Annotated in this window: 19 protein-coding genes and 1 pseudogene; 11 read left to right on the top strand and 9 right to left on the bottom strand. The window is 72.9% G+C overall.

The genetic code is table 11. The features are described from left to right. Positions 1-11: 11 nt before the first annotated feature. From ACGFZP_RS27805 to ACGFZP_RS27790, 4 genes are all read right to left on the bottom strand, one after another. Positions 12-212: a hypothetical protein gene (locus tag ACGFZP_RS27805; protein ID WP_392938241.1), complete on the bottom strand. Its 201-nt coding sequence runs from the start codon at positions 210-212 to the stop codon at positions 12-14. A gap of 433 nt (positions 213-645) precedes the next feature. After that, positions 646-1431, bottom strand: a complete 786-nt coding sequence (locus ACGFZP_RS27800) for a hypothetical protein (RefSeq protein ID WP_392938239.1) — start codon at positions 1429-1431, stop codon at positions 646-648. Then, positions 1428-1958, bottom strand: a complete 531-nt coding sequence (locus ACGFZP_RS27795) for a SigE family RNA polymerase sigma factor (RefSeq protein WP_392938236.1) — start codon at positions 1956-1958, stop codon at positions 1428-1430. The genes ACGFZP_RS27800 and ACGFZP_RS27795 overlap by 4 nt, the downstream gene beginning before the upstream one ends. A 131-nt stretch (positions 1959-2089) precedes the next feature. After that, positions 2090-3067 carry an expansin EXLX1 family cellulose-binding protein gene (locus ACGFZP_RS27790; protein ID WP_392938234.1) on the bottom strand — a complete coding sequence of 326 codons (978 nt, stop codon included), beginning with the start codon at positions 3065-3067 and terminating at the stop codon, positions 2090-2092. A 714-nt stretch (positions 3068-3781) separates the two neighbouring features. Between ACGFZP_RS27790 and ACGFZP_RS27785 the strand changes: the two genes are divergently transcribed. From ACGFZP_RS27785 to ACGFZP_RS27775, 3 genes are all read left to right on the top strand, one after another. After that, the gene (locus ACGFZP_RS27785; protein WP_392938232.1) at positions 3782-3964 is read left to right on the top strand and encodes a hypothetical protein; all 183 of its coding nucleotides are present in this window, start codon (positions 3782-3784) and stop codon (positions 3962-3964) included. A 316-nt stretch (positions 3965-4280) separates the two neighbouring features. Beyond that, on the top strand, positions 4281-4883 hold the full coding sequence (locus tag ACGFZP_RS27780; protein ID WP_392938229.1) for a carbonic anhydrase: 603 nt from the start codon (positions 4281-4283) through the stop codon (positions 4881-4883). A 137-nt stretch (positions 4884-5020) separates the two neighbouring features. Next, the gene (locus tag ACGFZP_RS27775) at positions 5021-6508 is read left to right on the top strand and encodes a SulP family inorganic anion transporter (RefSeq protein ID WP_392938226.1); all 1488 of its coding nucleotides are present in this window, start codon (positions 5021-5023) and stop codon (positions 6506-6508) included. 190 nt (positions 6509-6698) lie between these two features. Here ACGFZP_RS27775 and mmsB read toward each other — a convergent pair whose 3' ends face one another. The 3 genes from mmsB to chvE all read right to left on the bottom strand — a co-directional run bounded on the left by mmsB (position 6699) and on the right by chvE (position 10707). Continuing rightward, positions 6699-7934, bottom strand: coding sequence for a multiple monosaccharide ABC transporter permease (mmsB, locus tag ACGFZP_RS27770; protein WP_392938224.1), 1236 nt, complete (start codon positions 7932-7934; stop codon positions 6699-6701). Positions 7935-7937: 3 nt separating this feature from the next. Further along, positions 7938-9485, bottom strand: a complete 1548-nt coding sequence (gene mmsA / locus ACGFZP_RS27765; protein WP_392938222.1) for a multiple monosaccharide ABC transporter ATP-binding protein — start codon at positions 9483-9485, stop codon at positions 7938-7940. Positions 9486-9612: 127 nt separating this feature from the next. Further along, entirely contained in the window at positions 9613-10707 is a 1095-nt protein-coding gene (gene chvE, locus ACGFZP_RS27760) for a multiple monosaccharide ABC transporter substrate-binding protein (RefSeq protein ID WP_392938220.1), read from the bottom strand. Positions 10708-12053: 1346 nt separating this feature from the next. Between chvE and ACGFZP_RS27755 the strand changes: the two genes are divergently transcribed. The 5 genes from ACGFZP_RS27755 to ACGFZP_RS27735 all read left to right on the top strand — a co-directional run bounded on the left by ACGFZP_RS27755 (position 12054) and on the right by ACGFZP_RS27735 (position 18469). Continuing rightward, positions 12054-13085, top strand: a complete 1032-nt coding sequence (locus tag ACGFZP_RS27755) for a LacI family DNA-binding transcriptional regulator (protein ID WP_392938218.1) — start codon at positions 12054-12056, stop codon at positions 13083-13085. 314 nt (positions 13086-13399) lie between these two features. Further along, positions 13400-15097 (top strand): ribulokinase, encoded by a 1698-nt coding sequence (locus ACGFZP_RS27750; RefSeq protein ID WP_392938215.1) that lies wholly within the window; start codon positions 13400-13402, stop codon positions 15095-15097. Beyond that, on the top strand, positions 15094-15762 hold the full coding sequence (locus ACGFZP_RS27745; RefSeq protein ID WP_392938212.1) for an L-ribulose-5-phosphate 4-epimerase: 669 nt from the start codon (positions 15094-15096) through the stop codon (positions 15760-15762). The genes ACGFZP_RS27750 and ACGFZP_RS27745 overlap by 4 nt, the downstream gene beginning before the upstream one ends. A gap of 11 nt (positions 15763-15773) precedes the next feature. Continuing rightward, entirely contained in the window at positions 15774-17282 is a 1509-nt protein-coding gene (araA, locus tag ACGFZP_RS27740) for an L-arabinose isomerase (RefSeq protein ID WP_392938210.1), read from the top strand. Between the two features lie 98 nt (positions 17283-17380). Further along, on the top strand, positions 17381-18469 hold the full coding sequence (locus tag ACGFZP_RS27735) for an aldose epimerase family protein (RefSeq protein ID WP_392938207.1): 1089 nt from the start codon (positions 17381-17383) through the stop codon (positions 18467-18469). Positions 18470-18522: 53 nt separating this feature from the next. Here the strand turns inward: ACGFZP_RS27735 and ACGFZP_RS27730 are convergent, their stop codons facing one another. Next, entirely contained in the window at positions 18523-19173 is a 651-nt protein-coding gene (locus ACGFZP_RS27730) for a hypothetical protein (protein WP_392938204.1), read from the bottom strand. Between the two features lie 206 nt (positions 19174-19379). Between ACGFZP_RS27730 and ACGFZP_RS27725 the strand changes: the two genes are divergently transcribed. Next, on the top strand, positions 19380-19514 hold the full coding sequence (locus ACGFZP_RS27725; RefSeq protein ID WP_392938201.1) for a hypothetical protein: 135 nt from the start codon (positions 19380-19382) through the stop codon (positions 19512-19514). 444 nt (positions 19515-19958) lie between these two features. Here the strand turns inward: ACGFZP_RS27725 and xylA are convergent, their stop codons facing one another. After that, complete coding sequence (gene xylA, locus ACGFZP_RS27720; protein WP_392938198.1) at positions 19959-21131, bottom strand: xylose isomerase; 1173 nt, start codon at positions 21129-21131, stop codon at positions 19959-19961. 96 nt (positions 21132-21227) lie between these two features. On the opposite strand from xylA, the gene xylB reads away from it, so the two are divergent. Together xylB and ACGFZP_RS27710 are read left to right on the top strand one after the other, a co-directional pair. Continuing rightward, positions 21228-22658 (top strand): xylulokinase, encoded by a 1431-nt coding sequence (xylB, locus tag ACGFZP_RS27715; protein ID WP_392938195.1) that lies wholly within the window; start codon positions 21228-21230, stop codon positions 22656-22658. 72 nt (positions 22659-22730) lie between these two features. Further along, positions 22731-23465, top strand: a pseudogene (locus tag ACGFZP_RS27710) (ROK family protein); the annotation flags it as partial. Positions 23466-23634: the final 169 nt, after the last annotated feature.

Genomic DNA, 23634 nt, shown 5'->3' with positions numbered 1-23634 from the left:
GTGGCCGCTCCTCACTGCGGCAGGCGGGGGCCGATCCGTGCGGTCAGAGGGCCGAGCCGCCCGGGATCGCTCGTTCCGGAGGCCTCCGCGAGGGTCAGCACCCAGATACGGGAGGCCGAGTGCCACACGAGACAGGCGATGCCCCGGCGTTCTTGCAGGAGCTGACCGCTTTCGCCGAACGCGCCCCGCCCGACCCCGGCGACCTCGATCACCCGTACGTCTCGCCTGCCGCTCGTGGCAGGGGCGCGAGCGGCTCCGGCCGGCCTCCTCCGGCCCGGGTCGGGTTCGGCCACACGGTCCGTGCCGTGGCACCGGGACCCGTTGGCCGCCCCCGGCGGCCTGCCGATGGCACCCGCCCTCGCGATCGGCGGCCACCGGATCGCCGCAGCCCCGTTCATGCCGGGCACTCCGACCGGCCCTCCTCCGGCCCTCCTCCGGACCTCTTCCGGACCTCTTCCGGACCTCCGCGCCCGGCTGGGCGGCGGTGCCGTGCCGTTCCGGACCCCGGACCGGCAGGATCTTCTTCGTCCCTGTTGCCGTGTGCACGCTCACACACCCGGAGCGGCCCGTGTGCACGCTCACACAGCCGGAAGCGGCCCGTGTGATCGCGCACACGGGCCACTTCCGGAGTGGCCGTTCGATCCCTCAGCGGCCCGGCTGGAAGCCTCCCCAGACGGAGGCGGGGCCGCCCGCGGACTGGGCGTCGACGCGGTAGCCGTCGTTCGCGGAACCGCGCACGCCGGTGGCGTGGTTGTACTGGGCGGCGAACTCGTGCTGCCCGGCCGGGACGGTACGGCCCGGCTTGAGCACCCAGCGGTAGACCAGTGCGCCGCCGCTCTCCTGGACGGTGATGGTGAAGTCGTCCACGGGCAGGGTCCGCCAGTTGCCGGTGTCCCGCACCTCGCCGGTCTGCGTGATGCGCAGTTCGACGGTGAGCGAGGTGAGCGGCTGCGTGGTCCTGAGGGCGAGGTTGCTCTGGGCCCAGTAGACGGTGCTGTGCGGGTCGATCGACCCCTCCGACCACAACGGGCCGTTCTGGGGCCGACTGCTCGCCGACGGGGTCGGGCGAGGGCTCGCCGGGGTGGCGGTGGGCGGCGCGGTGGTCGCCGGTGCCGGGGCGGCGGTCGGGGGAGCGGACCGCGTCGGCGTCGGTGTGGCCGTCGGCGAGGGGTCGGCCGGTGCGGTGGTGGCGGTGTCCGGCGGCGGGGTCCAGGGGACGATGCCGGCCACGGCGAGTCCGCCGGTGGCCAGGGCGCAGGCGGCGGCGAGGGCGGCGAACGCGACCCCGGGCCATGACCGCAGGCCCGATCGTGCGCGGTGACGGACGGCGGGACCGGCCGCGCCGCGCTGCACGCGGGCCAGCATCCGTGCACGGTCGGGCTGGTGGGCGTCGGCGGCCTCGCGCAGCTGCCGGGCGATGTGCTCGTTCACCGGTTCCTCCTTCCTGTCGTCAGTTCGCCGACCGCTCGTGCGCCGAGTGCTCTTTCCAGCTCGGCCATCCCCTTCGAGGTCTGGCTCTTCACCGTACCGACCGATATGCCCAGCGCCACGGCGGTGTCCTTCTCCGAGAGGTCGAAGGCGTGCCGAAGCACCACGCACGCCCGCTTGCGGAACGGGAGCCGGGCGAGCGCCGCACGGACGTCCAGCACGGCTGCCACGTCCGGTCCGTTGGTCTTCTCGGGGCCGCGGGTCCAGAACAGCAGGACCCGGCGCCGTTCGCGGACCGCGCTGCGGATTCGCTCCCGGGCCATGTTGGCGACCACCCCGCGGGCGTAGGCGATCGGGTGGTCGGCCGCGCGGAGCCGGTCCCAGCGTTGCCACAGCGCGATCAGGGCGTCCGCGGCGAGGTCGTCGGCCGCGTCCGCCTCGCCGGTGAGGAGGTGGGCGAGACGGGCGAGTTCGGCGTAGTGGCGGTCGAAGAAGTCGTGGAACTCCGCGGACGTGTCATCGAGGAGCATTTCCCCCGGTCGTCCTCTCCCTGCAATGTGAGCGTTAACAATCGGCGTGAGCCTAGCAGTGCCCGTTTCCGGGGCGGGGCCGTGCCCGCCCCGGAGCGGCACGACCGGGCGCCGGGGCGCGACGGGGGCGGTCAATGCCGGGCGAACTGCACGCGGGTCGGCTGGACGACGTCCGGCTTCACCGTGAGCCCGTCGACGGTCAGTTGCTCACCGTAGAGGTCGGTGACCCTGATCGATCCGCCGCATCCGGTGCCGTCTGGGGAGAGGAAGTAGTTGTACTCGGTGCGGGGCAGCTGCCGCCAGCCGCCGCCGGTCCGCACCTCCAGTGTGGCCACCGGATTCCGGTGGCCGATCACCTGGATCTCGCACCACCACTGGCTGGACCCATCCTTGTACCGGATCGACATGGTGTCCGGCGCGGTTCCGGGGCTCAGCAGCGTCCAGGTGATCGGGAGCCGGCCCACCGAGAGCTCGGCGAGCTTGGAGAAGGCCTCGTGGCTCAGGTCGAGCTGCCCGGGCGCGCAGGGCAGCGGGCACTCGTTGACGATCCGCACCGTGATGCTCGCCCCGTTGGCGGCACGGACGAGCACGTGGGCTCCACAGGCCCGGGACGACTCGTAGTCGGTGTGGTTCATCGCCGCGATCATGAGATCGCCGGACGGGCCGAACGAACAGGCGCCGTTGCCGTCGGCCGCGTCGTAGGACGTGGCGATGCCGGGGTGGCTCGTGCCCGGCTTGATCCGGCCTGCCGGGGAATCGGCGGAGGGAGCCGTGCGGGCGCTGCTGGTGGCGGCGGAGGGGGACGGGGTGGCGGTGGCGGCCGACGGCGACGGCGACGGTGACGGTGCACCGGTTGCCGAGGGAGGGAGGCCGGTGGCCGGGGACGGCGGCGCCGAGGGCGAGGGGCTGGTGCCCGCCGAGGGCGGGGCCTCGGCCGGGGCGCCGGTGCCGGGCGGTGCGCTCGCCTCGGTGGCCGCGCCAGTGGCCGCGCCGGAGGCGGCGACCGGTCGCGCGGCGTCGGTGCCGGGACCGCCCCCGTTCCCCGGGAGGAGCGCGAGGGCCAGGCACACCAGCACCCCGACGGCCGGCAGTACCAGCGGAATGCCCACGGCAGGTCCATGCCTTCGCCGCGCCCGCGGGTCGGCGTGCTTCGTTGCCCTCATGTCCGTCCAATTCGGTAGGTCGACTCGACGTTGCACCACTCAGTGGCCGCCGAAGCCGGAAAGGTTGCCGCTCCGGCACCGATCGCCCGGCCTTTTCCGCGACCGGCCCGAGGGCGGGACGGCCACGGCCCCGCCGCCCGTCCACGGGACGGCCACGGCCCCGCCGCCCGTCCACGGGCCGGCCACGGCTCCGCCGCCCGTCCACGGGCCGGCCACCGGGGTCAGGACTGGTCGCCGTACACCACGCCGCGGCCGGAGCCACCGAGGTGGACCCGGCCGTAGCGGTCGGGGTCGCCGGTGACGACGTTGATGGTGCCGCCGCCGAACTGGTGCTGGTCGTCGTTGATCCGGACCCAGGTCGAGCCGCCGTCGGTGGAGCGGAACGCGGCCCGGACGGGGCCTTGGCGGGCGCCTTGGTCGGGTCGTCGTGCCGGAATCCGCCGACCTCGCCGAGCGCGCCGATCAGCGGGAGGCCGGGCGGCATGGCCAGTCCGAGGGCCGCGGCCTCCTCCAGGCCCCTGGCCGGGTCGGTCCAGTGCGTCGGGCGTCCGCCGTCCGCCGCCGTCACGTCGTTGCTTCCCCGGATGCCCGAGCCCGTGCCGTCGAGCAGGTGCCCGGCGTCGAAGGGGTCGATGGCCGGCGCGCCGATCCCAGTGCCCGATGCCGGTGCCCACGTACGGCGCCGCGGAGCTGTCCCGCTCCGAGGCGGCGCCGAGCGCCTTCCAGGTGGCGCCGCCGTCGGTCGACCGGTGGAGCTCGTCGGAGGGCCGCCGGCGGTCCAGCGTGGTGACCAGCACCGCCGACGGGTGCTGCGGGTCGACCGCGAGCCCGGCGCAGCCGTAGCTGCCGCTGGACGGCGAGACGTTCGTCGGCTTTCCAGAGCGGAAGGCGCCATGCCGGTCAGGGCAACAGGATGTTAACGAGATCGGCACAAATTGCGCCCGGAACGCTTCTTTACTCTTCCCATGTCCGTGCTTTACTCATTCTTGACGCACCATCAGGTCGCCGTAACGGCCCCGGTGACGACGCGGCCCAGCGGCGTGCTGCGCCCGTCGTACTGACGCACCCTTCAGCCCGGAGCGCACGCTTCCGAGGCACCGCCCCGTCCACCGCCCCTCCGGCTGAAGCCGCCGGGGACACGAAGGAGGCAGCAACCCCCATGGATCCGCTCATCGACCGGGCCCGCGCCTTCCCGCAGCGCGCCGGCGACACCGGCCGGGAACTCACCGGCCTCGCCGCCGGCCAGGCACCCCAGGCCCTCTTCATCACCTGCTCCGACTCGCGCGTGGTGCCCGCGCTGATCACCAACGCCGACCCCGGCGACCTCTTCGAGCTCCGCACCGCGGGCAACATCGTCCCCGCCTACCAGGACGAGCCCGCCTCGGGCGAGACCGCCACCATCGAGTACGCCGTCGAGGTGCTCGGCGTCCGCGACATCGTGGTGTGCGGCCACTCGCACTGCGGTGCCGTCGGCGCCGTGGTCCGCCGAGAGGACCTCAGCGTCGTTCCCGCCGTCCGTGCGTGGTTGCGCCAGGCCGACCCGGCCGAACTCGGCGCGGACGGGACCGACGTGTTCGACCCCACGGTCGCCGGGCCCGTGCAGCGCCACGTCCTCACCCAGCTGGACCGGCTGCGCGGCTACCCGGCCGTGGCCCGGCGGCTGCGGGAGGGCGGCATCCGGCTGCACGGCTGGTTCTACGAGATCCACACCGGGCTGGTGCTCGCCCACCGGCCCGACACCGGACTCTTCCTTCCGCTGTGAAGCCGCTGTGAAGCCGCCGCGAACCGGGGCACCCCGCCGGTGAACGCTCACACTCCTGTCCGCCCCGCGCGCCGCGGCGCCGCCACCACCACCCTCCGGACCGACACCGTCCGCACCGCTACTCTCCCGAGGACCCGATGACCCGTCGTCCCGCCCTTCGGCTGAGCACTCTGCGCTCTGACCTCCCCGCTTCCGTCGTCGTCTTCCTGGTCGCGCTCCCGCTGTGCGTGGGCGTCGCCGTCGCCTCCGGCGTGCCGGCCGAACTCGGCCTGATCACCGGCATCGTGGGCGGCGTGGTGACCGGGCTGATGCCCGGCAGCAGCCTCCAGGTGTCCGGCCCCGCCGCCGGCCTGACCGTGCTGGTCTTCGCCGCCGTCCAGGAACACGGCCTCGCCACCCTCGGCCTCATCACCGCCGCGGCCGGCCTGCTCCAACTCGCCATGGGCGCGGCCCGACTCGGCCGACTGTTCCGGGCGATATCCGTCTCCGTCGTCCAGGGGATGCTCGCCGGGATCGGCCTCGTCCTGATCGCCGGTCAGCTCTACGCCCTGGCCGACGCCAAGGGCCCCTCCGGCGGCCTGGCCAAACTGGCCGGCCTCCCGGGCCTGGCCGCCGAGGTCGCCAGGAGCCCGCACGCCCTCGCCGCCGTCGCGATCGGCTCCGGCACCGTGGCGGTCCTGCTGCTCTGGACGCGCCTGCCCGCCCGGGTCCGGACGGTGCCCGCACCGCTCGCCGCCGTCGCCGCCGCGACGGCCGCCACCGCCCTGTTCGACCTGCCCGTCGCCCGGGTCCGGGTGGCCGGCCTCGCCGGGGTGCTCCACCTGCCTGGCGGCTCCGACCTCGCGGCGCTCGGCAGCGTCGGGGTCCTCGGCACGGCGCTCGCGTTCGCGCTGATCGCCTCCGCCGAGAGCCTGTTCAGCGCGGCGGCCGTCGACCGCCTCCACGACGGCCCGCGCACCGACTACGACCGTGAACTGCTAGCCCAGGGCGTCGGCAACACCGTCTGCGGACTCCTCGGCGCACTCCCGATGACCGCCGTGATCGTGCGCAGCGCCGCCAACGTGCAGGCCGGCGCCCGCACCAGGGCCTCCCGGGTGCTGCACGGACTGTGGCTGCTGCTCTTCGCCGCGCTGTTCCCGGCCGCGCTCTCCGCCATCCCGCTCGCCGCCCTGGCCGGCGTGCTGGTGCACGCCGGCGCCAAGCTGGTCCCGGTCCGCACGCTGCGCCCGCTCTGGCGGGCCGATCGCGGCGAGGCGGCGATCCTGACGGTCACCGCCCTGGCCATCGTGGTGACCAACCTGCTCGAGGGCGTGCTGCTCGGCCTGCTCCTCGCGGTGCTCAAGAGCGCCTGGGACACCTCGCACCTGCAGATCGCGGTCACCGATTCGGCCGACGGTGCCGTCCGGGTGACCCTGCATGGGAACGCCACCTTCCTCCGGCTGCCCCGGCTGCTGGAGACCCTGGAATCCCTGGAGGAACTGCCCGCGGACCGCCCCGTCAGGCTCGATCTCTCCGGCGTGCGCCACCTCGACCACGCCTGCCGCAGCGCCCTGGAGCTGTGGCAGGAGCGCCACAACCGCAGCGGCTGCGCCGAGCTGGTCGGGCTCCCGGCCGTGGCGGCCTGAGGGGAGGGCCGGCGCCGGCGTGCGGGCGGGCCGTCCGGTGGTGCGGACCTGACGATCCGGCAAGGGGCCCACTGAATCCCGAACGACCGTCCGGCGAAGGGGTGCCTCTCGCTGAGAGGCACCCCTTCGGCTTTCCCGCGACCGGGTGTCGTTTCCGCCCGCGCTCAGGGGCGGGTCGGGTCCGGGCTGGTCAGGAACCGGCCTTGCGCTTGTTGTAGACGTCGAAGCCGACGGCCGCGAGGAGCACCAGACCCTTGATGACCTGCTGGTAGTCGGTGCCGACGCCGACGAGCGACATCCCGTTGTTCAGCACGCCCAGGACCAGGCCGCCGATGATCGCGCCGAGGACGGTGCCCACGCCGCCGCTGGCGGAGGCGCCGCCGATGAAGGCGGCGGCGATGGCCTCCAGCTCGAAGTTGATGCCGGCCTGCGGCGTGCCGGCGTTGAGCCGCGCCGCGAAGACCAGTCCGGCGAGCGCCGCGAGCACGCCCATGGTGGTGAAGGCGAGGAAGACGACGCGCTTGCTCTTCACCCCGGACAGCTTGGCCGCGGCCTCGTTGCCGCCGATCGCGTAGGTGTGGCGGCCGATGATCGAGTTGCGCATCAGGTAGCCGAAGCCGACCAGCAGGGCGCCGAGGATCAGCAGGACGATCGGCACGCCGTGGTAGCTGGCCAGCAGCAGCGTGAACGCCAGCACGGCCGCCGTGATCACGGCGAGCTTGGCCAGGAACAGCCCGAGCGGGAGCACCTCCAGTCCGTACGAGGCGGTCTGGCGCCGCCCGCGCAGCTCCTGGAGGACGGCGACGGCGAGCACCGCGAAGCCCAGCACCAGGGTGAGGTTGTGGTAGTTGGTGTGCGGGCCGACCTCGGGGAGGAATCCGCTGCTGATGTTCTGGAAGCCCTTGGGGAAAGGGGCGACCGACTGGCCCTGCAGGATGATCTGGGTGCCACCCCGGAACAGCAGCATGCCCGCCAGGGTGACGATGAAGGAGGGGATCCCGAGGTAGGCGATCCAGAAGCCCTGCCAGGCGCCGGCGAGGGCGCCGATCACCAGCGCCACGAGCAGGGCCACCGGCCAGGGCACGTGGTGCTTGACCATCATCACGGCGGCGGCGGCCCCGACGAAGGCCGCGAGCGATCCGACCGAGAGGTCGATGTGCCCCGCGATGATGACGATCATCATCCCGATCGCCAGGATGAGGATGTAGCCGTTCTGCTGGATCAGGTTGGTGATGTTGAGCGGCTGGAGCAGGATGCCGTCCGTCCAGATCTGGAACAGCAGCACGATCAGCGCGAGGGCGACGAGCATGCCGTACTGGCGTACGTTGCCGCGCAGCGCTCCGGCCAGGGCGGAGCCGATGGAGGGGCTCGGGCCGGCCTGCGGCGCCTTCGGGGACGAATCCGGGATGATCTCGGTCGGGGCCATGCCTCACACCTGCTCGTTGCTGGATGCGGTGCTCATGGTCATGAGCCGCATGAGGTTTTCCTGGGTGGCGTCGGCGCGGGCGACCTCGCCGGTGATCCGGCCTTCGGCCATGGTGTAGATCCGGTCGCACAGGCCCAGGAGTTCGGGGAGTTCGGACGAGATGACGAGCACGGCCTTGCCCTGGGCGGCCAGCTCGGCGATGACGGTGTAGATCTCCGCCTTGGCGCCGATGTCGATGCCCCGGGTGGGCTCGTCGAGGATCAGCACCTCCGGTTCGGCGAAGATCCACTTGCTGAGGACGACCTTCTGCTGGTTGCCGCCGCTGAGGGTGCCGGTCCGGGTGAACACCGTCGGGGCCTTGATGTTCATCGTCCGCCGGAACGTTTCGGCGACCTTGGTCTCCGCGTGCCGGTCGACCCGGCCGAACCGGGCGACCTTGCCGAGCGCGCTCAGCGAGATGTTCCGGCTGATGTCGTCGATGAGGTTCAGGCCGAGGTGCTTACGGTCCTCGGTGACGTAGGCGAGGCCGTGCCCGATCGCCTCCGGCACCGTCCGGGTGCGGATCTCCCGGCCGTGCAGCCGCACCCGCCCGCCGCTCCACCGCCCGTACGAGCGGCCGAAGACGCTCATCGCGAGTTCCGTGCGGCCGGCGCCCATCAGCCCGGCGATGCCGACGATCTCGCCGCGCCGGACGTTCAGCGAGGCGCCGTCCACCACGGTGCGCTGCTGATCGATCGGGTGCCGGACGGTCCAGTCCTCGACCTCGAAGGCGATCTCGCCGACCTCGGGGTTGCGTTCGGGGTAGCGGTGTTCCAGGTCCCGGCCGACCATGCCGCGGATGATCCGGTCCTCGGAGATGCCCTCCGGGCCGATCGCGATGGTCTCGATGGTCCGTCCGTCGCGCAGGATGGTGACGGCGTCGGCCACCCTGGTGATCTCGTTCAGCTTGTGCGAGATGATGATGCAGGAGATGCCCTGCGCCTTGAGTTCCAGGATCAGGTCGAGGAGCTTGCGGCTGTCCTCGTCGTTCAGCGCGGCGGTCGGCTCGTCCAGGATGAGCAGCTTGACCTTCTTGGCGAGCGCCTTGGCGATCTCGACCAGCTGCTGCTTGCCCACGCCGAGGTCCGCGACCCGGGTGTGCGGGCTCTCGGCCAGGCCGACCTGGCGCAGCAGTTCGGCGGCGTGGGTGAGCGTGCGGTGCCAGCTGATGATGCCCCGGGTGGCGTGCTCGTTGCCCAGGAAGACGTTCTCGGCGATGGACAGGTACGGCACCAGGGCCAGTTCCTGGTGGATGATGGCGATGCCGCGCTGTTCGCTGGCCCGGATGTCCTTGAAGCGGCAGGGCTCGCCCTCGAAGAGGATCTCGCCCTCGTAACCGCCGTGCGGGTAGACGCCGCTGAGCACCTTCATCAGGGTGGACTTGCCGGCGCCGTTCTCGCCGCAGATGGCGTGCACCTCACCGGCGGCCACGCTCAGGTTGACCTCGGAGAGCGCCTTGACGCCGGGGAACGACTTGCTGATCGACCGCATTTCGAGAACGGGTCCAGCCATGGTTGTGCGTCCGTATCGTTCGGGGCGGTGCGGTGGGGGAGGGGGCCCGGGCGAGCCCGGGTCACGGGGCGCTCCCGGGTTCCGCACCGCCGGTTCGGCGTGGGGCCCGTCGACCGGGCCCCACGGGCTACTTGAGCTGGTCCGCGGTGTACTGGCCGCTCTCGACCAGGACCTTCTGGTAGTTGTCCTTGTCGACACTGACCGGCTGGAGCAGCTGCGCCGGGACGGTCTTGACGCCGTTGTTGTACTGGCTGGTGTCGTTGACCTCGGGCTTCCCGCCGGTCAGCAGCGCGTCGCCCATCTGGACGGCGGCCCTGGCGAGTTGGCGGGTGTCCTTGTAGACGGTCTGGGTCTGCTCGCCCGCGATGATCGACTTCACCGAGGCCAGCTCGCCGTCCTGGCCCGTGACGACGGGCAGCGACTTGGCCGTGCCGTAGCCGACGGCCTTGAGCGAGGAGAGGATGCCGATCGAGATGCCGTCGTACGGCGACAGCACGGCGTCGACGTCGGTGCTGGTGTAGGCCTTGCTCAGCAGGTTGTCCATCCGGGACTGGGCGAGAGCGCCGTCCCAGCGCAGCGTGGCGACCTGGTTGAAGTTGGTCTGGCCGCTCTGCACGACCAGCTTCTTCTGGTCCAGGTACGGCTTGAGGACGCTCATCGCCCCGTTGAAGAAGAAGGTGGCGTTGTTGTCGTCCGGCGAGCCGGCGAACAGCTCGATGTTGAACGGGCCCTTGCCGTCCTTGAGGCCGAGCTTGTCGGCGATGTAGCTGCCCTGGAGGACGCCGACCTTGTAGTTGTCGAAGGTCGCGTAGTAGTCGACGTTCTGGGTGCCCCGGATCAGCCGGTCGTAGGAGATGACCGGGATGTGCGCGTCGGCGGCCTTCTGCAGCACGTTGGTGAGGGAGGAGCCGTCGATGGCGGCGATCACCAGCAGCTTGGCGCCCTTGGTGATCATGTTCTCCACCTGGGAGACCTGGTTCTCGACCACGTTGTCGCCGTACTGCAGGTCGGTCTTGTAGCCCTTGGCCTGGAACTCCTTGACCATGTTGGTGCCGTCGTTGATCCAGCGCTCCGACGACTTGGTCGGCATCGCGATGCCCACGAGCCCGCCCTTGGCGTCGCCCTTGGCCGTCCCGTCGCCGGCGCCGTTGGCGCTCTGGCCGCAGGCCGCGAGCGAGAGCGTCAGGCCCGCCGCGACGAGGCCCGCTGAAAGCTTCCGCACAAGTTCCTCCAGTGATGATGTTCCGCGACCGGCACAGGGCGACCCTGGTCGGGCGACCGGGAGCGGTCGGGCGGGGGCCGGCCGGAGCGGTTCCCGGTGCTGTGGAATAGCGGGCTGCGGTAGCTCTGGCCTGGCGTGACATGAAGTGTTAACGCTCACAAGGGCGGCGTCAAGAGGTGCAGGATCACTGTTGGGTCGCAGCGTTCCGTCGGCCGGTCCGGCCGTGTGTGTGCCCGCCGGAGAGGTGGCCGCCCTGCGGCGATCAGGTGGATGACCGGTGAATTGCGAGGGAATGTCGAGTTCGCGAGCGAGGCGACCGCCCCGACGCGCGGTGGCCGGGCGTCCGTGATGTCGGATCCGGAAGGGGTGGTCGCCGGTCGGCGGCGGAGCGGTTCCCGCGGGCGCTGCGCGTCCGGATCCGTGCTGCGGATCCGCGCGGCGGGAATGCCGCTGAATGGGCGCCGAGGCGGAAATTCGGCGGACGCTCGAAATGGCGTCGACTTCCGGGAAATGGGGAACCCTTCCGGTCGCCGCCGGGGGAGAGAGCGGCCGCCTGCCTTCTCGTGCGACCGGGGGATGGCGGGAAAAGGCTGACGAGAGACCGGAAGGGCCCCGGATTTCGGCCCGGCGGCCCCTTTCATGGAGAGCCGCTCGGGATCATTTCGAAGGAGGTCGGAAGTTCACCTCGCCGACGACTTTCGGCAGTGACAGTACCATGGCGATGCGATGTATTGTTATCGCTAACATCGCCGATGTTTCGCCGCGGCCTTCTCGGGTGAGGCGGCCGGTATGCCGCGCTCGGATCGGTGCGCCGCGGGGGTTCGGGGGTGCGGTGCGGTACTCGCGCCGTGGCGGCGACCGGGTAGCGGCGTCGTGGTGGCGGCGGTCCGGGGCGTACTGAATCCGTTCCGGGGCGAATGTCGGGGGCGAATCCCGCCTCGGTGGCCGGCGCAGTACGTTCCTCTCGCCCGGCGGGGTCGTGGACCGCGCGCGGTGGATGCCGCCCCGCGCGGGGAGGAGGTGGTCCGGAGCGGGGGCCGAACGCCGTGGCGTGGCGGCCCGTCGCCACGGGGCCGGCCCGGCGGCGCTGCCGCTCACCGCTCCGCTCCCGGCCCGAACGCGCTGGGTGTCGAACCGCTCACCGGGCGCCGCCGAGGCGGGGGTGCGGGTCGGCGATCTCGGCAATCACCTCCATGGCGTGGCTGTGAGCGTTAACTTGGCAATGTCGGCAGATGTGAGTGCCCTGTGGGGCTGGTATCAAGAGAAGCCGCCGGTTGGACCGAGGGTGACGGATTGGCCTGGACCTGGTCGCGTACTGTGGTCCGCAGCCGAGGAGGGGACTGCGAGTGGGAACCGATAGCGCCGGGACGGAATCACGGCAGCCGGTGATGGCGGACGTGGCGAAACTGGCGGGGGTGTCCCACCAGACGGTGTCCCGGGTGCTCAACGGCGCCCCGCACGTGCGGCCCGATACCCGGGACCGGGTGCTGGCGGCCATACGGGAGCTCGACTACCGGCCCAACTCCGCCGCCCGTGCGCTGGTCACCCGACGCTCGCAGACCCTCGGGGTGGTCAGCTTCGACTCGGCGCTGTACGGCCCCGCGTCGATGCTGGACGGCATCGAGCGGGCCGCGCGCAGTGCCGGGTACTTCGTCAGCGTGACGAGCCTGCGCTCCCTTGACGGCCGTTCGGTCCAGGAGGCCGTCGACCGGCTGCGCGACCAGGGGGTGGAGGGTGTCGTGGTGATCGCGCCGCAGATCTCCGCCGTCAGCGCGGTGGCCCGGCTCTCCAGCTCCGTGCCACTCGTCGCGGTCGGTTCGGGCAATCAGACCCAGGTGCCGATGGTGTCGGTGGGCAACCGCTACGGTGCCGGCGAGGCCACCGGGCACCTGCTCGACCTGGGGCACCGCACGGTGCACCACCTGGCGGGGCCGGCCAACTGGCTGGAGAGCCAGGACCGGGAGGAGGGGTGGCGGCTGACGTTGCAGGCGGCCGGAGCCCCCGTGCCCGAGGTGGAGCGTGGCGACTGGAGCGCTCGCTCGGGCTACCAGGCGGGGCTGCGGATCGCCGGACTGCGCGACGTCACCGCCGTCTTCTGTGCGAACGACCACATGGCCCTCGGTCTGTTGCGTGCCCTGCACGAGGCCGGTCGGTCGGTCCCGGACGAGATCAGTGTGGTCGGCTTCGACGACATTCCGGAGTCCGCGTACTTCATCCCGCCGCTGACCACCGTGCGCCAGGACTTCGGCGAACTCGGCAGACGGGCCCTGGAGCTGCTCGTCGGGGAGCTGGAGGGTGCCAGGCCATCGTCGGCCCATGTGCAGATCTCCCCGGAGCTGGTGCTGCGACGCAGCGTGGGCCCGGTCATCGGGAGCTGAACGGGCAGCCCCGGGATCCGGTCCGCGGTGCACGCGCGCCTCGAAGACCGCGCTCCGACCGCGCGGAACCTACCCTTGACAGCACGTTTGTTAGCGCTAACAATTCATGTGAGCGTTAACAGCAACGCTTTCCCTGCTCCGTCGGCCGGGTCACCCATCCCGCTTCTGTGCGCCCGGCCGACGGCCACCCGTTCCGGCCTTCAGAGGGAGAGGCGGCGGAACGAAGCCTGTCGCCGGCGCGGACCGCCCTGCCCTGGTTGAGGCCGCACCGGCGACAGGCGACAACGCAGGCCTCCCGTACGAAGGATGAGGAAGTGACTGTGATTCCTGCCGCCCCCGACCCGGACCGCTACGTCGTCGGCGTCGACTTCGGCACCCTCTCCGGCCGCGCCGTGGTGGTACGCGTCCGGGACGGCGAGGAGCTGGGCACCGCCGTCCACGACTACCCGCACGCCGTCATCGAGCGCGAACTGCCCGGCACCGGCCAGGCGTTGCCGCCCGACTGGGCGCTGCAGCACCCGGCGGACTGGCGCGAGGTGCTGCGCACCGCCGTCCCGGCCGCGCTCGCCGCCGCCGGCATCGACCCCGCCCGCGTCATCGGCATCGCCACCGACTTCACCGCCTGCACCGTCCTGCCCGTGCTCGCGAACGGCACCCCGCTGGCCGAGACGGACGCCTGGGCGTCCCACCCGCACGCCTGGCCCAAGCTCTGGAAGCACCACGCCGCGCAGCCCCAGGCGGACCGGATCAACGCGCTGGCCCACGCCCGCGCCGAGAAGTGGATCTCCCGCTACGGCGGCCGGATCTCCGCCGAGTGGCAGTACGCGAAGGCCCTCCAGGTACTGGAGGAGGACCAGGCCGTCTACTCCGCGACCGCACGCTGGATCGAGGCCGCCGACTGGATCGTCTGGCAGCTCACCGGCGCCGAGAGCCGCAACACCTGCACCGCCGGCTACAAGGGCATCCACCAGGACGGGAGTTACCCCGGCGAGGAGTACCTCGCCGCGCTCCACCCGGACTTCGCCGACTTCGCCCGCACCCGCCTGGAGCACCCGCTCTCCCCGCTCGGCTCCCGAGTGGGCGGGCTCACCGCGCAGGCCGCGGAGTGGACCGGTCTGCCCGCCGGCACGCCCGTCGCCGCCGGCAACGTCGACGCCCACGTCGCCGCGCCGGCCGCCCGGGCCGTCGACAACGGCCAACTCCTGGCCATCATGGGCACGTCCACCTGCCACGTCGTCAACGGTGCCACCCTCGCCGACGTCCCCGGCATCTGCGGAGTGGTCGAGGACGGCATCGTCACCGGCTCCTACGGCTACGAGGCCGGCCAGAGCGCCGTCGGCGACATCTTCGCCTGGTGGCTGCGCCAGGGCGTGCCCGCCGACTACCTGACCGAGGCCGAGGCGAACGGCGAGGACCTGCACCGGCTCCTCACCCGCAAGGCCGCCGACCAACCCGTCGGCGCGCACGGACTCGTGGCGCTCGACTGGATGAACGGCAACCGCTCCACCCTGGTCGACCACCACCTGTCCGGGGTGATCGTCGGACTCACCCTGGCCACCCGCCCCGAGGAGGTCTACCGCGCCCTGCTGGAGGCCACCGCCTTCGGCACCCGCGTCATCGTCGAGGCCCTGGAGCAGGGCGGCGTCCCCGTCACCGAGTTCGTCGTCACCGGCGGCCTCAAGAAGAACGCCCTGCTGATGCAGATCTACGCCGACGTGCTGCGCCGCCCGGTCTCGGTCGCGGAGTCCGAGCAGGGACCGGCCCTCGGCTCCGCGATCCACGCCGCCGTCGCCGCCGGGGCGTATCCGGACGTACGGACCGCGGCCGATGCCATGGGCCGGGTGCAGCAGGGCGCCTACCGGCCGGACCAGGCCGCCGCGGACACCTACGACCTGCTCTTCGCCGAGTACCGCGCCCTGCACGACCACTTCGGCCGGGGCGCCGACAAGCTCCTGCACCGCCTGCGCGACATCCGGAACGCCGCCCTCACGACGACGAGCGAGGCCTTGTGAACGCGACCATCGACGCCATCCGCCGCCAGGTCAGCGACCTCCACCAGGAACTGGTCCGCTACGGCCTGGTGGTCTGGACCGCCGGCAACGTCTCCGCCCGCGTCCCCGGCGAGGACCTGCTGGTGATCAAGCCCAGTGGCGTCTCCTACGACGAACTGTCGCCGCAGAACATGATCGTCTGCGACCTGGACGGCAACGTCGTCGAGGGCGACCACGCGCCCTCCTCCGACACCGCCGCGCACGCCTATGTCTACCGCCACCTGCCCGAGGTCGGTGGTGTGGTCCACACCCACTCCACCTACGCCTGCGCCTGGGCGGCCCGCGGCGAGGCCGTGCCCTGCGTCCTCACCGCGATGGCGGACGAGTTCGGCGCCGAGATCCCGGTCGGCCCCTTCGCCCTGATCGGCGACGACTCGATCGGCCGGGGCATCGTGGACACCCTCAAGGGGCACCGCTCGCCCGCCGTCCTGATGCAGAACCACGGTGTCTTCACCATCGGCAAGGACGCCAAGGCGGCGGTCAAGGCCGCCGTGATGTGCGAGGACGTCGCCCGAACCGTCCACCTCTCCCGCCAGCTCGGCGAACCGCTGCCGATCGCCCAAGCGGACATCGACAGTCTCAACTTCCGCTACCAGAACGTCTACGGCCAGCCCCAGGGCCGGTGAGGAGCCACCCCATGACCAAGCCACTCGAAGGCCGCGAGGTCTGGTTCCTGACCGGCAGCCAGGGCCTGTACGGCGAGGACACGCTGCGCCAGGTCGCCGAGCAGTCCCAGCGGATCGCCGAAACCCTGAACCGCGACTCCGCCGTGCCGGTCGAGATCGTCTGGAAGCCCGTCCTCACCGACGCGAGCGCCATCCGCCGAATCTGCCTGGAGGCCAACTCCGCGGACGACTGCATCGGCCTGATCGCCTGGATGCACACCTTCTCCCCGGCCAAGATGTGGATCGCCGGGCTCGACGCCCTGCGCAAGCCGCTGCTCCACCTGCACACCCAGGCCAACGTCGAACTGCCCTGGCAGTCCATCGACATGGACTTCATGAACCTGAACCAGGCGGCCCACGGCGACCGCGAGTTCGGCTACATCCAGTCCCGCCTCGGAGTCGCCCGCAAGACCGTCGCCGGACACGTCAGCGAACCGACCGTGGCCGCCAGGGTCGCCACCTGGGTCCGCGCCGCGGCCGGCCGCGCCGAACTCGCCGGCCTCAAGCTCGCCCGCTTCGGCGACAACATGCGCGACGTGGCCGTCACCGAGGGGGACAAGGTGGAGGCCCAGCTGCGGCTCGGGGTCTCCGTCAACACCTACGGTGTCAACGACCTGGTGGACGCGGTGGATGCGGCCGACGAGGGCGACGTCACCGAACTGACCAAGGAGTACGAGGACGGCTACCGCCTCGCGCCCGAACTGCGGGCCGGTGGGGAGCGCCACGAGTCACTGCGCTACGCCGCCCGCATCGAGCTCGGCCTGCGCGGCTTCCTGGAGCAGGGCGGATTCAAGGCCTTCACCACCAACTTCGAGGACCTCGGCGGGCTGCGCCAGCTGCCCGGCCTGGCGGTGCAGCGGCTGATGGCCGACGGCTACGGCTTCGGCGGCGAGGGCGACTGGAAGACCGCGACCCTGCTGCGCACCCTCAAGGCGGCCGCCGCCGGACTGCCCGGCGGCACCTCGTTCATGGAGGACTACACCTACCACCTGGAGTTCGGCAGCGAGCTGATCCTCGGCGCGCACATGCTGGAGGTCTGTCCGAGCATCGCCGCCGGCACCCCCTCGTGCGAGGTCCACCCGCTCGGCATCGGCGGGCGCGAGGACCCGGTCCGGCTGGTCTTCGACGCCGAGCCCGGCCCGGCCGTGGTGGTCGGCCTCGCCGACCTGGGCGACCGCTTCCGGCTGGTCGCCAACGAGGTCGACGTCGTTCCGGCACCGGAGCCGCTGCCCAACCTGCCCGTCGCCCGGGCCGTCTGGAGGCCGCGTCCGGACCTGCAGACCTCTGCCGAGGCCTGGCTGACGGCCGGCGCGCCGCACCACACCGTGCTCTCCGCGGCGCTCGGCACCGAGGAGCTCGACGACCTTGCCGAGATGCTCGGAGTCGAACTCCTGGTGATCGACGACGACACCACGATCCGCCGCTTCACCAAGGAGCTGCGCTGGAACCAGGCCTACCACCGGCTGGCCCGGGGTTTGTGATCCCTTGCAGTCCCCTGCGCGACGACGCCCGCCGGCACGGCGGGCGTCGCCCTTTTTCCGCACCCCCCTCCCGCACCCCCTCGAACGGAGAGAAGCCCGTGCCCAGAGACGCACTCGTCTCCCCCGGTGACCTGACGGTGGCCCAGGAGGTCGCCGCGGCGATGCCGGACGGCCGGCGCATCACCCGCTGGACGTTCGGTTCGCGGACCGGGGTGACGGCCGAGGTGCTCAGCCTGGGGGCCCGCCTCCAGACCCTGAACGTGCCGGACCGTGCCGGGCGGAGGGCCAATGTGGTCCTCGGCGGCGGCAGTGTGGAGGACCTGCTCGGCCGAGCGTCGTACCTCGGCGCGATCGTCGGCCGCTACGCCAACCGGATCGCCAGCGGTGTGCTGCCCCTCGACGGTACGACGCACCGGCTGGCCACCCAGCCCACCGGGCACACCCTGCACGGTGGTCCGGACGGCTTCGCCACCCGCCTCTGGGACGGTGTGCCGGTCCGGGCGGACCGGCAGGTCGGCGTCCGCTTCCGTACCCGCAGCCTCGCCGGGGACCAGGGGTTCCCGGGGACCGTCACCGCCGATGTGACGTACCTGCTCGATCCCGACGGGGAGCTCTCGATCACCTACCGGGCCGTCACGGACGCCCCCACGGTCGTCAACCTCACCAACCACGCCTACTTCAACCTGGCGGGCGAGGGCAGCGGCACGGTGCTCGACCACCTGCTCCGGGTCGAGGCCGGCAGGTACCTGCCCGTGGACGAGGAGCTGATACCTCTCGGCCCGGTCGAGCCCGTGGCCGGCACGCCGTTCGACCTCCGCCGGGCCCGGAGGCTCGGCACCTGCATCGCCGAGGAGCACGGGCAGATCCACCGGGCCGGCCGCGGTTTCGACCACAACTGGGTGCTCGACGGCACCGGGTACCGGCGCGCCGCCATCCTGAGCCACCCGGCCAGCGGCCGCCGCGTCGAGTGCATGACGACGGAGCCGGGGATCCAGGTCTACACCGGCAACCACTTCGACGGCTCGCTGACGGGCCGCTCCGGCCGCCCGTATCCCGCCCACGCGGGCATCGCGCTGGAGACCCAGCACTTCCCTGACTCGCCCAACCGGCCCGAGTACCCCTCCACCGTCCTGCGTCCGGGGGAGCAGTACCGGTCGAGGACGGTGTACCGCTTCTCCGCGGAGTAGGGAGAAACGAACGGGGGCGGCGGGCCGACCGGGCCCGCCGCCCCCGTTCGTGCTCAGGACGCGACGAAGACCCGTACGTCCCAGGCGCCGAGGGTGACCGACCCGCCGGCGGGCACCGAGGCACCGCCCAGCACGTCGGTCAGGTCCACCGGGGCCTGGGCCCGGGTGGGGTGCCAGCTCCAGTTGTGCACCACGTGGACGCGGCGCCCGTCCGGGGCCGTCCCGGTGGTCGCGGTGACGGACGCGGGCAGGTCGCGCCAGCCACTGGCGGGCGCGGGGGCCAGCCAGGCGGCCAGCGCCCGGGCCAGGTCGCGCCCGGGCACCGTTCCCACGCACGTCACCCGGCCGGCGCCGTGGGCCCGGGTGGTGACGGCGGACCAGCGGCCGAAGTGCGGGTGGTCGTAGCCGGCCAGCTCGGTGGCATCGGTGGCGGTGAGGCCCTCCACCCAGCGGGTCGCGGTCGCGCCCGCCGGAAGCGCCAGCGGACCGCCGGGTACGGCACGCAGCGGGAGGCCCGCGGGCAGGTTGCCGAACTCGTCGTACCACGCGCCCGCGGCCGCCGTCGGGCGCGGCGGGGCGGTCTCGTGGCGTTCATCGTCCTGTCCGTCCCGGAGGGGGATCGTTGGGACAGGTCGGAGCAGCTTCCCGCCGGAACGGAGGCCCTGCTTCGCCGAAGACTGGGCGCGATCACCGCGCGGCTGCACACCCTGGCCCCGGAGGACGGCCGCTTCGGGTACCCGGCCACCGAGTCCGGCCTGTCCGCCGCCGACTGGCGGACGGCGTTCACGGCCATGGTCGACGCGCTCCTCGACGACGCCGACCACTGGCGGTCGCCGCTGGACGTACCGCCGTCGGACCTCCGCGCGCTGGTGTCCGAGGGCGGCTACGCCCTGGACGAGGTCACCACCGGGTGGCGCTCTACCAGCTCTACCTGGGCCTGCTGCTCGTCGTGGAGTGCGCGCCACGCGGCTACGGGGAGGAGCACCTGGCGTTCTGCCACCGGATGCTCGCCGAAGCCCTCACCCGGCTCCGGGCCCTTCGATAGACGGCCTCGGCTCCGGGCCGTGGTGGTACGGCTCCGCGAACGCCTTCTCACCGGACTTCGGGCGTGGTGGCGGCAACCAGCACTGGGAGATCGACAGGGCCTTTCACGCGACCGGCGTGTACAACCGCTCCGCATGGCCGGACGCCCCTCGGTGCCGGAGAGAGCGTCATCCTCATCGGCTTCGGCTTCCGCACGCGTGGTCAGGCTTCGCGCATGGTCACGAACCTTCCGCCGGGCCCCGGCTAGCCCCCGACGCTACGTGCTCAGGCGGGCTGCGCAGGGTACGGACCTGCGAGAACTCGCCCGGGGGAGCTGTCGGGGCGTCACCGGCGTCCGTGCCGGGCCCGCTGCTCCGTCCGATCGGAGCGACGGGCGGCGTGGCGGCGTGGCGGCGAGAGCCGGGCCGTGCCGGTGGCACGGCCCGGCTCAGCGGGTGCACGTGGTTCAGCGGGCGCCGAGGAGGTGTTCGAGGGCCAGCTGGTCCAGCTGCTCGAAGGCCATGCCGCGCAGGGCGGCGGCGTCGACGTCGAACTCCTCGAAGGCGGAGGTGTCCGCGAGCAGCCCGGCCAGGCCGTCCTCGGCCGTGGGGAGGGCGAGTTCGGGCAGCCGGGAGGCGGCGAGCGCGGCCTGTACCTGCGGGTCGGCCCGGAAGGCGCGGGAACGCTCGGCCAGCAGCAGGTAGTTGCGCATGCAGCCGGCCGCCGAGGCCCAGACGCCGTCGAAGTCCTCGGTGCGCGGCGGCTTGAAGTCGAAGTGCCGCGGGCCGTCGTAACCGGCGGACTCCAGCAGGTCGACCAGCCAGAAGGCCTGCCGCAGGTCGCCCGCGCCGAAGCGCAGGTCCTGGTCGTACTTGATGCCGGACTGGCCGTTGAGGTCGATGTGGAACAGCTTGCCGTGCCACAGGGCCTGGGCGATGCCGTGCGGGAAGTTGAGCCCGGCCATCTGCTCGTGGCCGACCTCGGGGTTGAGACCGACCCGGTCGGGCCGCTCCAGCGCGTTGATGAACGCCAGGGCGTGGCCGACCGTGGGCAGCAGGATGTCGCCGCGCGGCTCGTTGGGCTTGGGCTCGATCGCGAGCAGCAGGTCGTAGCCCTGCTGCTCGACGTACTCGCCCAGCAGGTCGAAGGCCTCCTTCAGCCGGTCGAGCGCGGTGCGCACGTCCTTGGCCGCGCCGGACTCGGCACCCTCGCGCCCGCCCCAGGCGACGTAGACCGAGGCGCCGAGCTCGGCCGCCAGGTCGATGTTGCGGATCGTCTTGCGCAGCGCGTAGCGCCGTACGTCGCGGTCGTTGGCGGTGAAGGCACCGTCCTTGAAGACCGGGTGGGTGAACAGGTTGGTGGTCGCCATCGGCACCGTCAGCCCGGCGCCGTCCAGCGCGGCGCGGAACCGCTTGACGGTCTGCTCGCGGGTGGCCTCGCCGGCTCCGAAGGGGATCAGGTCGTCGTCGTGGAAGGTGACGCCGTAGGCGCCGAGTGCGGCCAGTCGCTGCACGGTCTCGACCGGGTCGAGGGCGGGGCGGGTCGCGTCGCCGAAGGGGTCGCGACCCTGCCAGCCGACGGTCCACAGACCGAAGGTGAACTTGTGCGCGGGGGTGGGGGTGAGGGTGTCGCTGGACATGAAGCGGCTCCGGGTTCAGTGCCGAAGGGGTGTTTGTCAGGGCTCTCAACAAATTAGTATGCCGGAACGTCAGAAGGAACCCCATCGGAGGAACGCATGGCTGAACAGCGCGTCGTGATCGGCTTCGACAGCTCCACCCAGTCCACCAAGGCGCTCGCCGTCGACCTCGACACCGGCACCGTCCTGGGCCGGGGCCGCGCCCCGCACACCGTCAGCACGGGCGCCGGTCGCGAGAGCGGCCCCGAGCAGTGGTGGCAGGCGCTCGGGGAGGCCGCGGCGGGAACCGGCTGGGCGGACCGCGCGGCCGCCGTCTCGATCGCCGGCCAGCAGCACGGCCTGGTCACCCTGGACGCGGCCGGGGCACCGGTCCGCCCGGCGCTGCTCTGGAACGACGTCCGGTCCGCCCCCCAGGCCGCCGGGCTGAAGGCCGCGATCGGTGCCGCGGAACTCGCCCGCCGCACCGGCAGCGTGCCCACCGCCGCCTTCACCGCCGCCAAGTGGGCCTGGCTGCGCGCCCACGAGCCCGCCGCCGCGGAGCGCACAGCGGCCGTCCGGCTGCCCCACGACTTCCTGACCGAGCGGCTGACCGGGGCGGCGGTCACCGACCGGGGCGACGCCTCGGGAACCGGCTGGTGGGGTCCGGACGGCTACGACCGGGACGTCCTCGCCCGGATCGGCCTCGACCCGGGCCTGCTGCCCGAGGTCCTGGTCCCGGGCAGCCGGGCCGGCGTCGTCCGCCCGGGGACGCCGCTGCGCGAGGGCACACCGGTGGCCACCGGCACCGGCGACAACATGGCCGCCGCCCTCGGCCTCGGCCTGCTCCCCGGACAGCCGGTGCTCAGCCTCGGCACCTCCGGCACCGTCTACGCCGTCGGCCGGACCAGGCCCGCCGACCCGAGCGGCACCGTGGCCGGCTTCGCCGACGCCCTCGGCGGCTGGCTGCCGCTCGCCTGCACGCTCAACTGCACCCTCGCCGTCGACCGCTTCGCCGCCCTGCTCGGACGCGGCCGCGAGGAGGTCGAGGACGGCGGCACCGCGGTCGTCCTGCCCTACCTGGACGGCGAGCGGACACCGGACCTCCCGGACTCCTCCGGCCTGGTCCACGGGCTGCGCCACGACACCACCCCGGGGCAGCTGCTGCAGGCCGCCTACGACGGCGCCGCCCACGCCCTGCTCGCCGCCCTGGACGGCGTGCTGCGCGCGGGCGGCACGGACCCGGCCGGCGACGAGCCGCTGCTGCTGATCGGAGGCGGCGCCCGCGGCCAGGCCTGGCAGCGGACCGTCCTGCGGCTCTCGGGCCGTGCGGTCCAGGTGCCCGACGCAGAGGAACTGGTCGCGCTCGGCGCCGCCGCCCAGGCCGCCGCGCTGCTCACCGGCGAGCCGGCCGACGCCGTAGCCCGCCGCTGGAATACGGCGCGGGGCCCCGTGCTGGAGCCGGTGAAGCGGGACGAGGACGCCCTGATGCGGATCGGGGATACCCTGCGTCGGGCCGGGGCCTTGCAGGGCGCTCCGGCCGAGGACCGGTAGGAGGAGCGGCGCGTGACAGTGGTCGGCAAGGCGAAGACCAGCCCGGGGAACGGGCCCGCGTCGCAACAGGACATGCGACGGCGGAACCTCTCGGTCGTCCTCGGCGCGGTGGCCGCGCACGGCTCGCTGTCCCGCCCGCTGTCCCGTGCGGACGTCGCCGGACGTGTCGGCCTGACGAGGGCGGCCGTCTCGTCGCTGGTCGACGAGCTGATCGGGCGGGGTGCGCTGACCGAGGCGGAGATCCCGCCCGACGGGCGGGTCGGTCGCCCGGGACGCGCACTGTCGGTGATCGACGAGGGCCCCGCCGGTCTCGGCCTGGAGATAGGCGTCACGCACCTGGGCGCGTGCGTGGTGGACCTGCGCGGCGAGCCGCGGGTGTGGCGCCGGGTGGAACGGGCCAACGAGGGCCGGCCGGCCGGGCAGGTACTGGCGGAGGTCGCCGCGCTGGCCGCCGAGGCGGAGGCCGAGGCCGCCGGCCTCGGACTGCGGGTCGAGGGCCGCGTCCTGGCCGTGCCCGGGGTGGTGCCCAACGGGCCCGGCGCACTGGTCGAGCGCGCGCCCAACCTCGGCTGGCACGGCGTCCGGCTCACCGACCACTGGCCCGACCCGGACACCGTGCCCGAACCGGAGAACGAGGCCAACCTCGGGGCGCTGGCCGAGTACTGGAGCGCCGAGCCGGCCGTGGAGACCTTCGTTCACGTCTCCGCCGAGACCGGGATCGGCGCCGCCCTGGTCATCGACGGGCGGCTGTTCCGGGGCGCCCGCGGCTTCGCCGGCGAACTCGGCCACATCCCCATCCGGCCGGACGGCGTCGAGTGCGCCTGCGGCGCCCGCGGCTGCCTGGAGCAGTACGCGGGCGAGGCGGCCGTGGGGGGGGGGGGCGCGGGGGCGCCCCCCCCCCGCGGCCCCCCGCGGCGGGCCCCCCCCCCCGGCCCCCCCCCCCCCCCCCCCCCGCCCGCGCCCGCCCCGGCCCCGC

The organism is Kitasatospora sp. NPDC048239, assembly GCF_043202015.1.
GTDB lineage: Bacteria > Actinomycetota > Actinomycetes > Streptomycetales > Streptomycetaceae > Kitasatospora.
The sequence above is the reverse complement of the archived record's forward strand: the minus strand, read 5'-3'. Positions and strand labels throughout refer to the sequence as shown.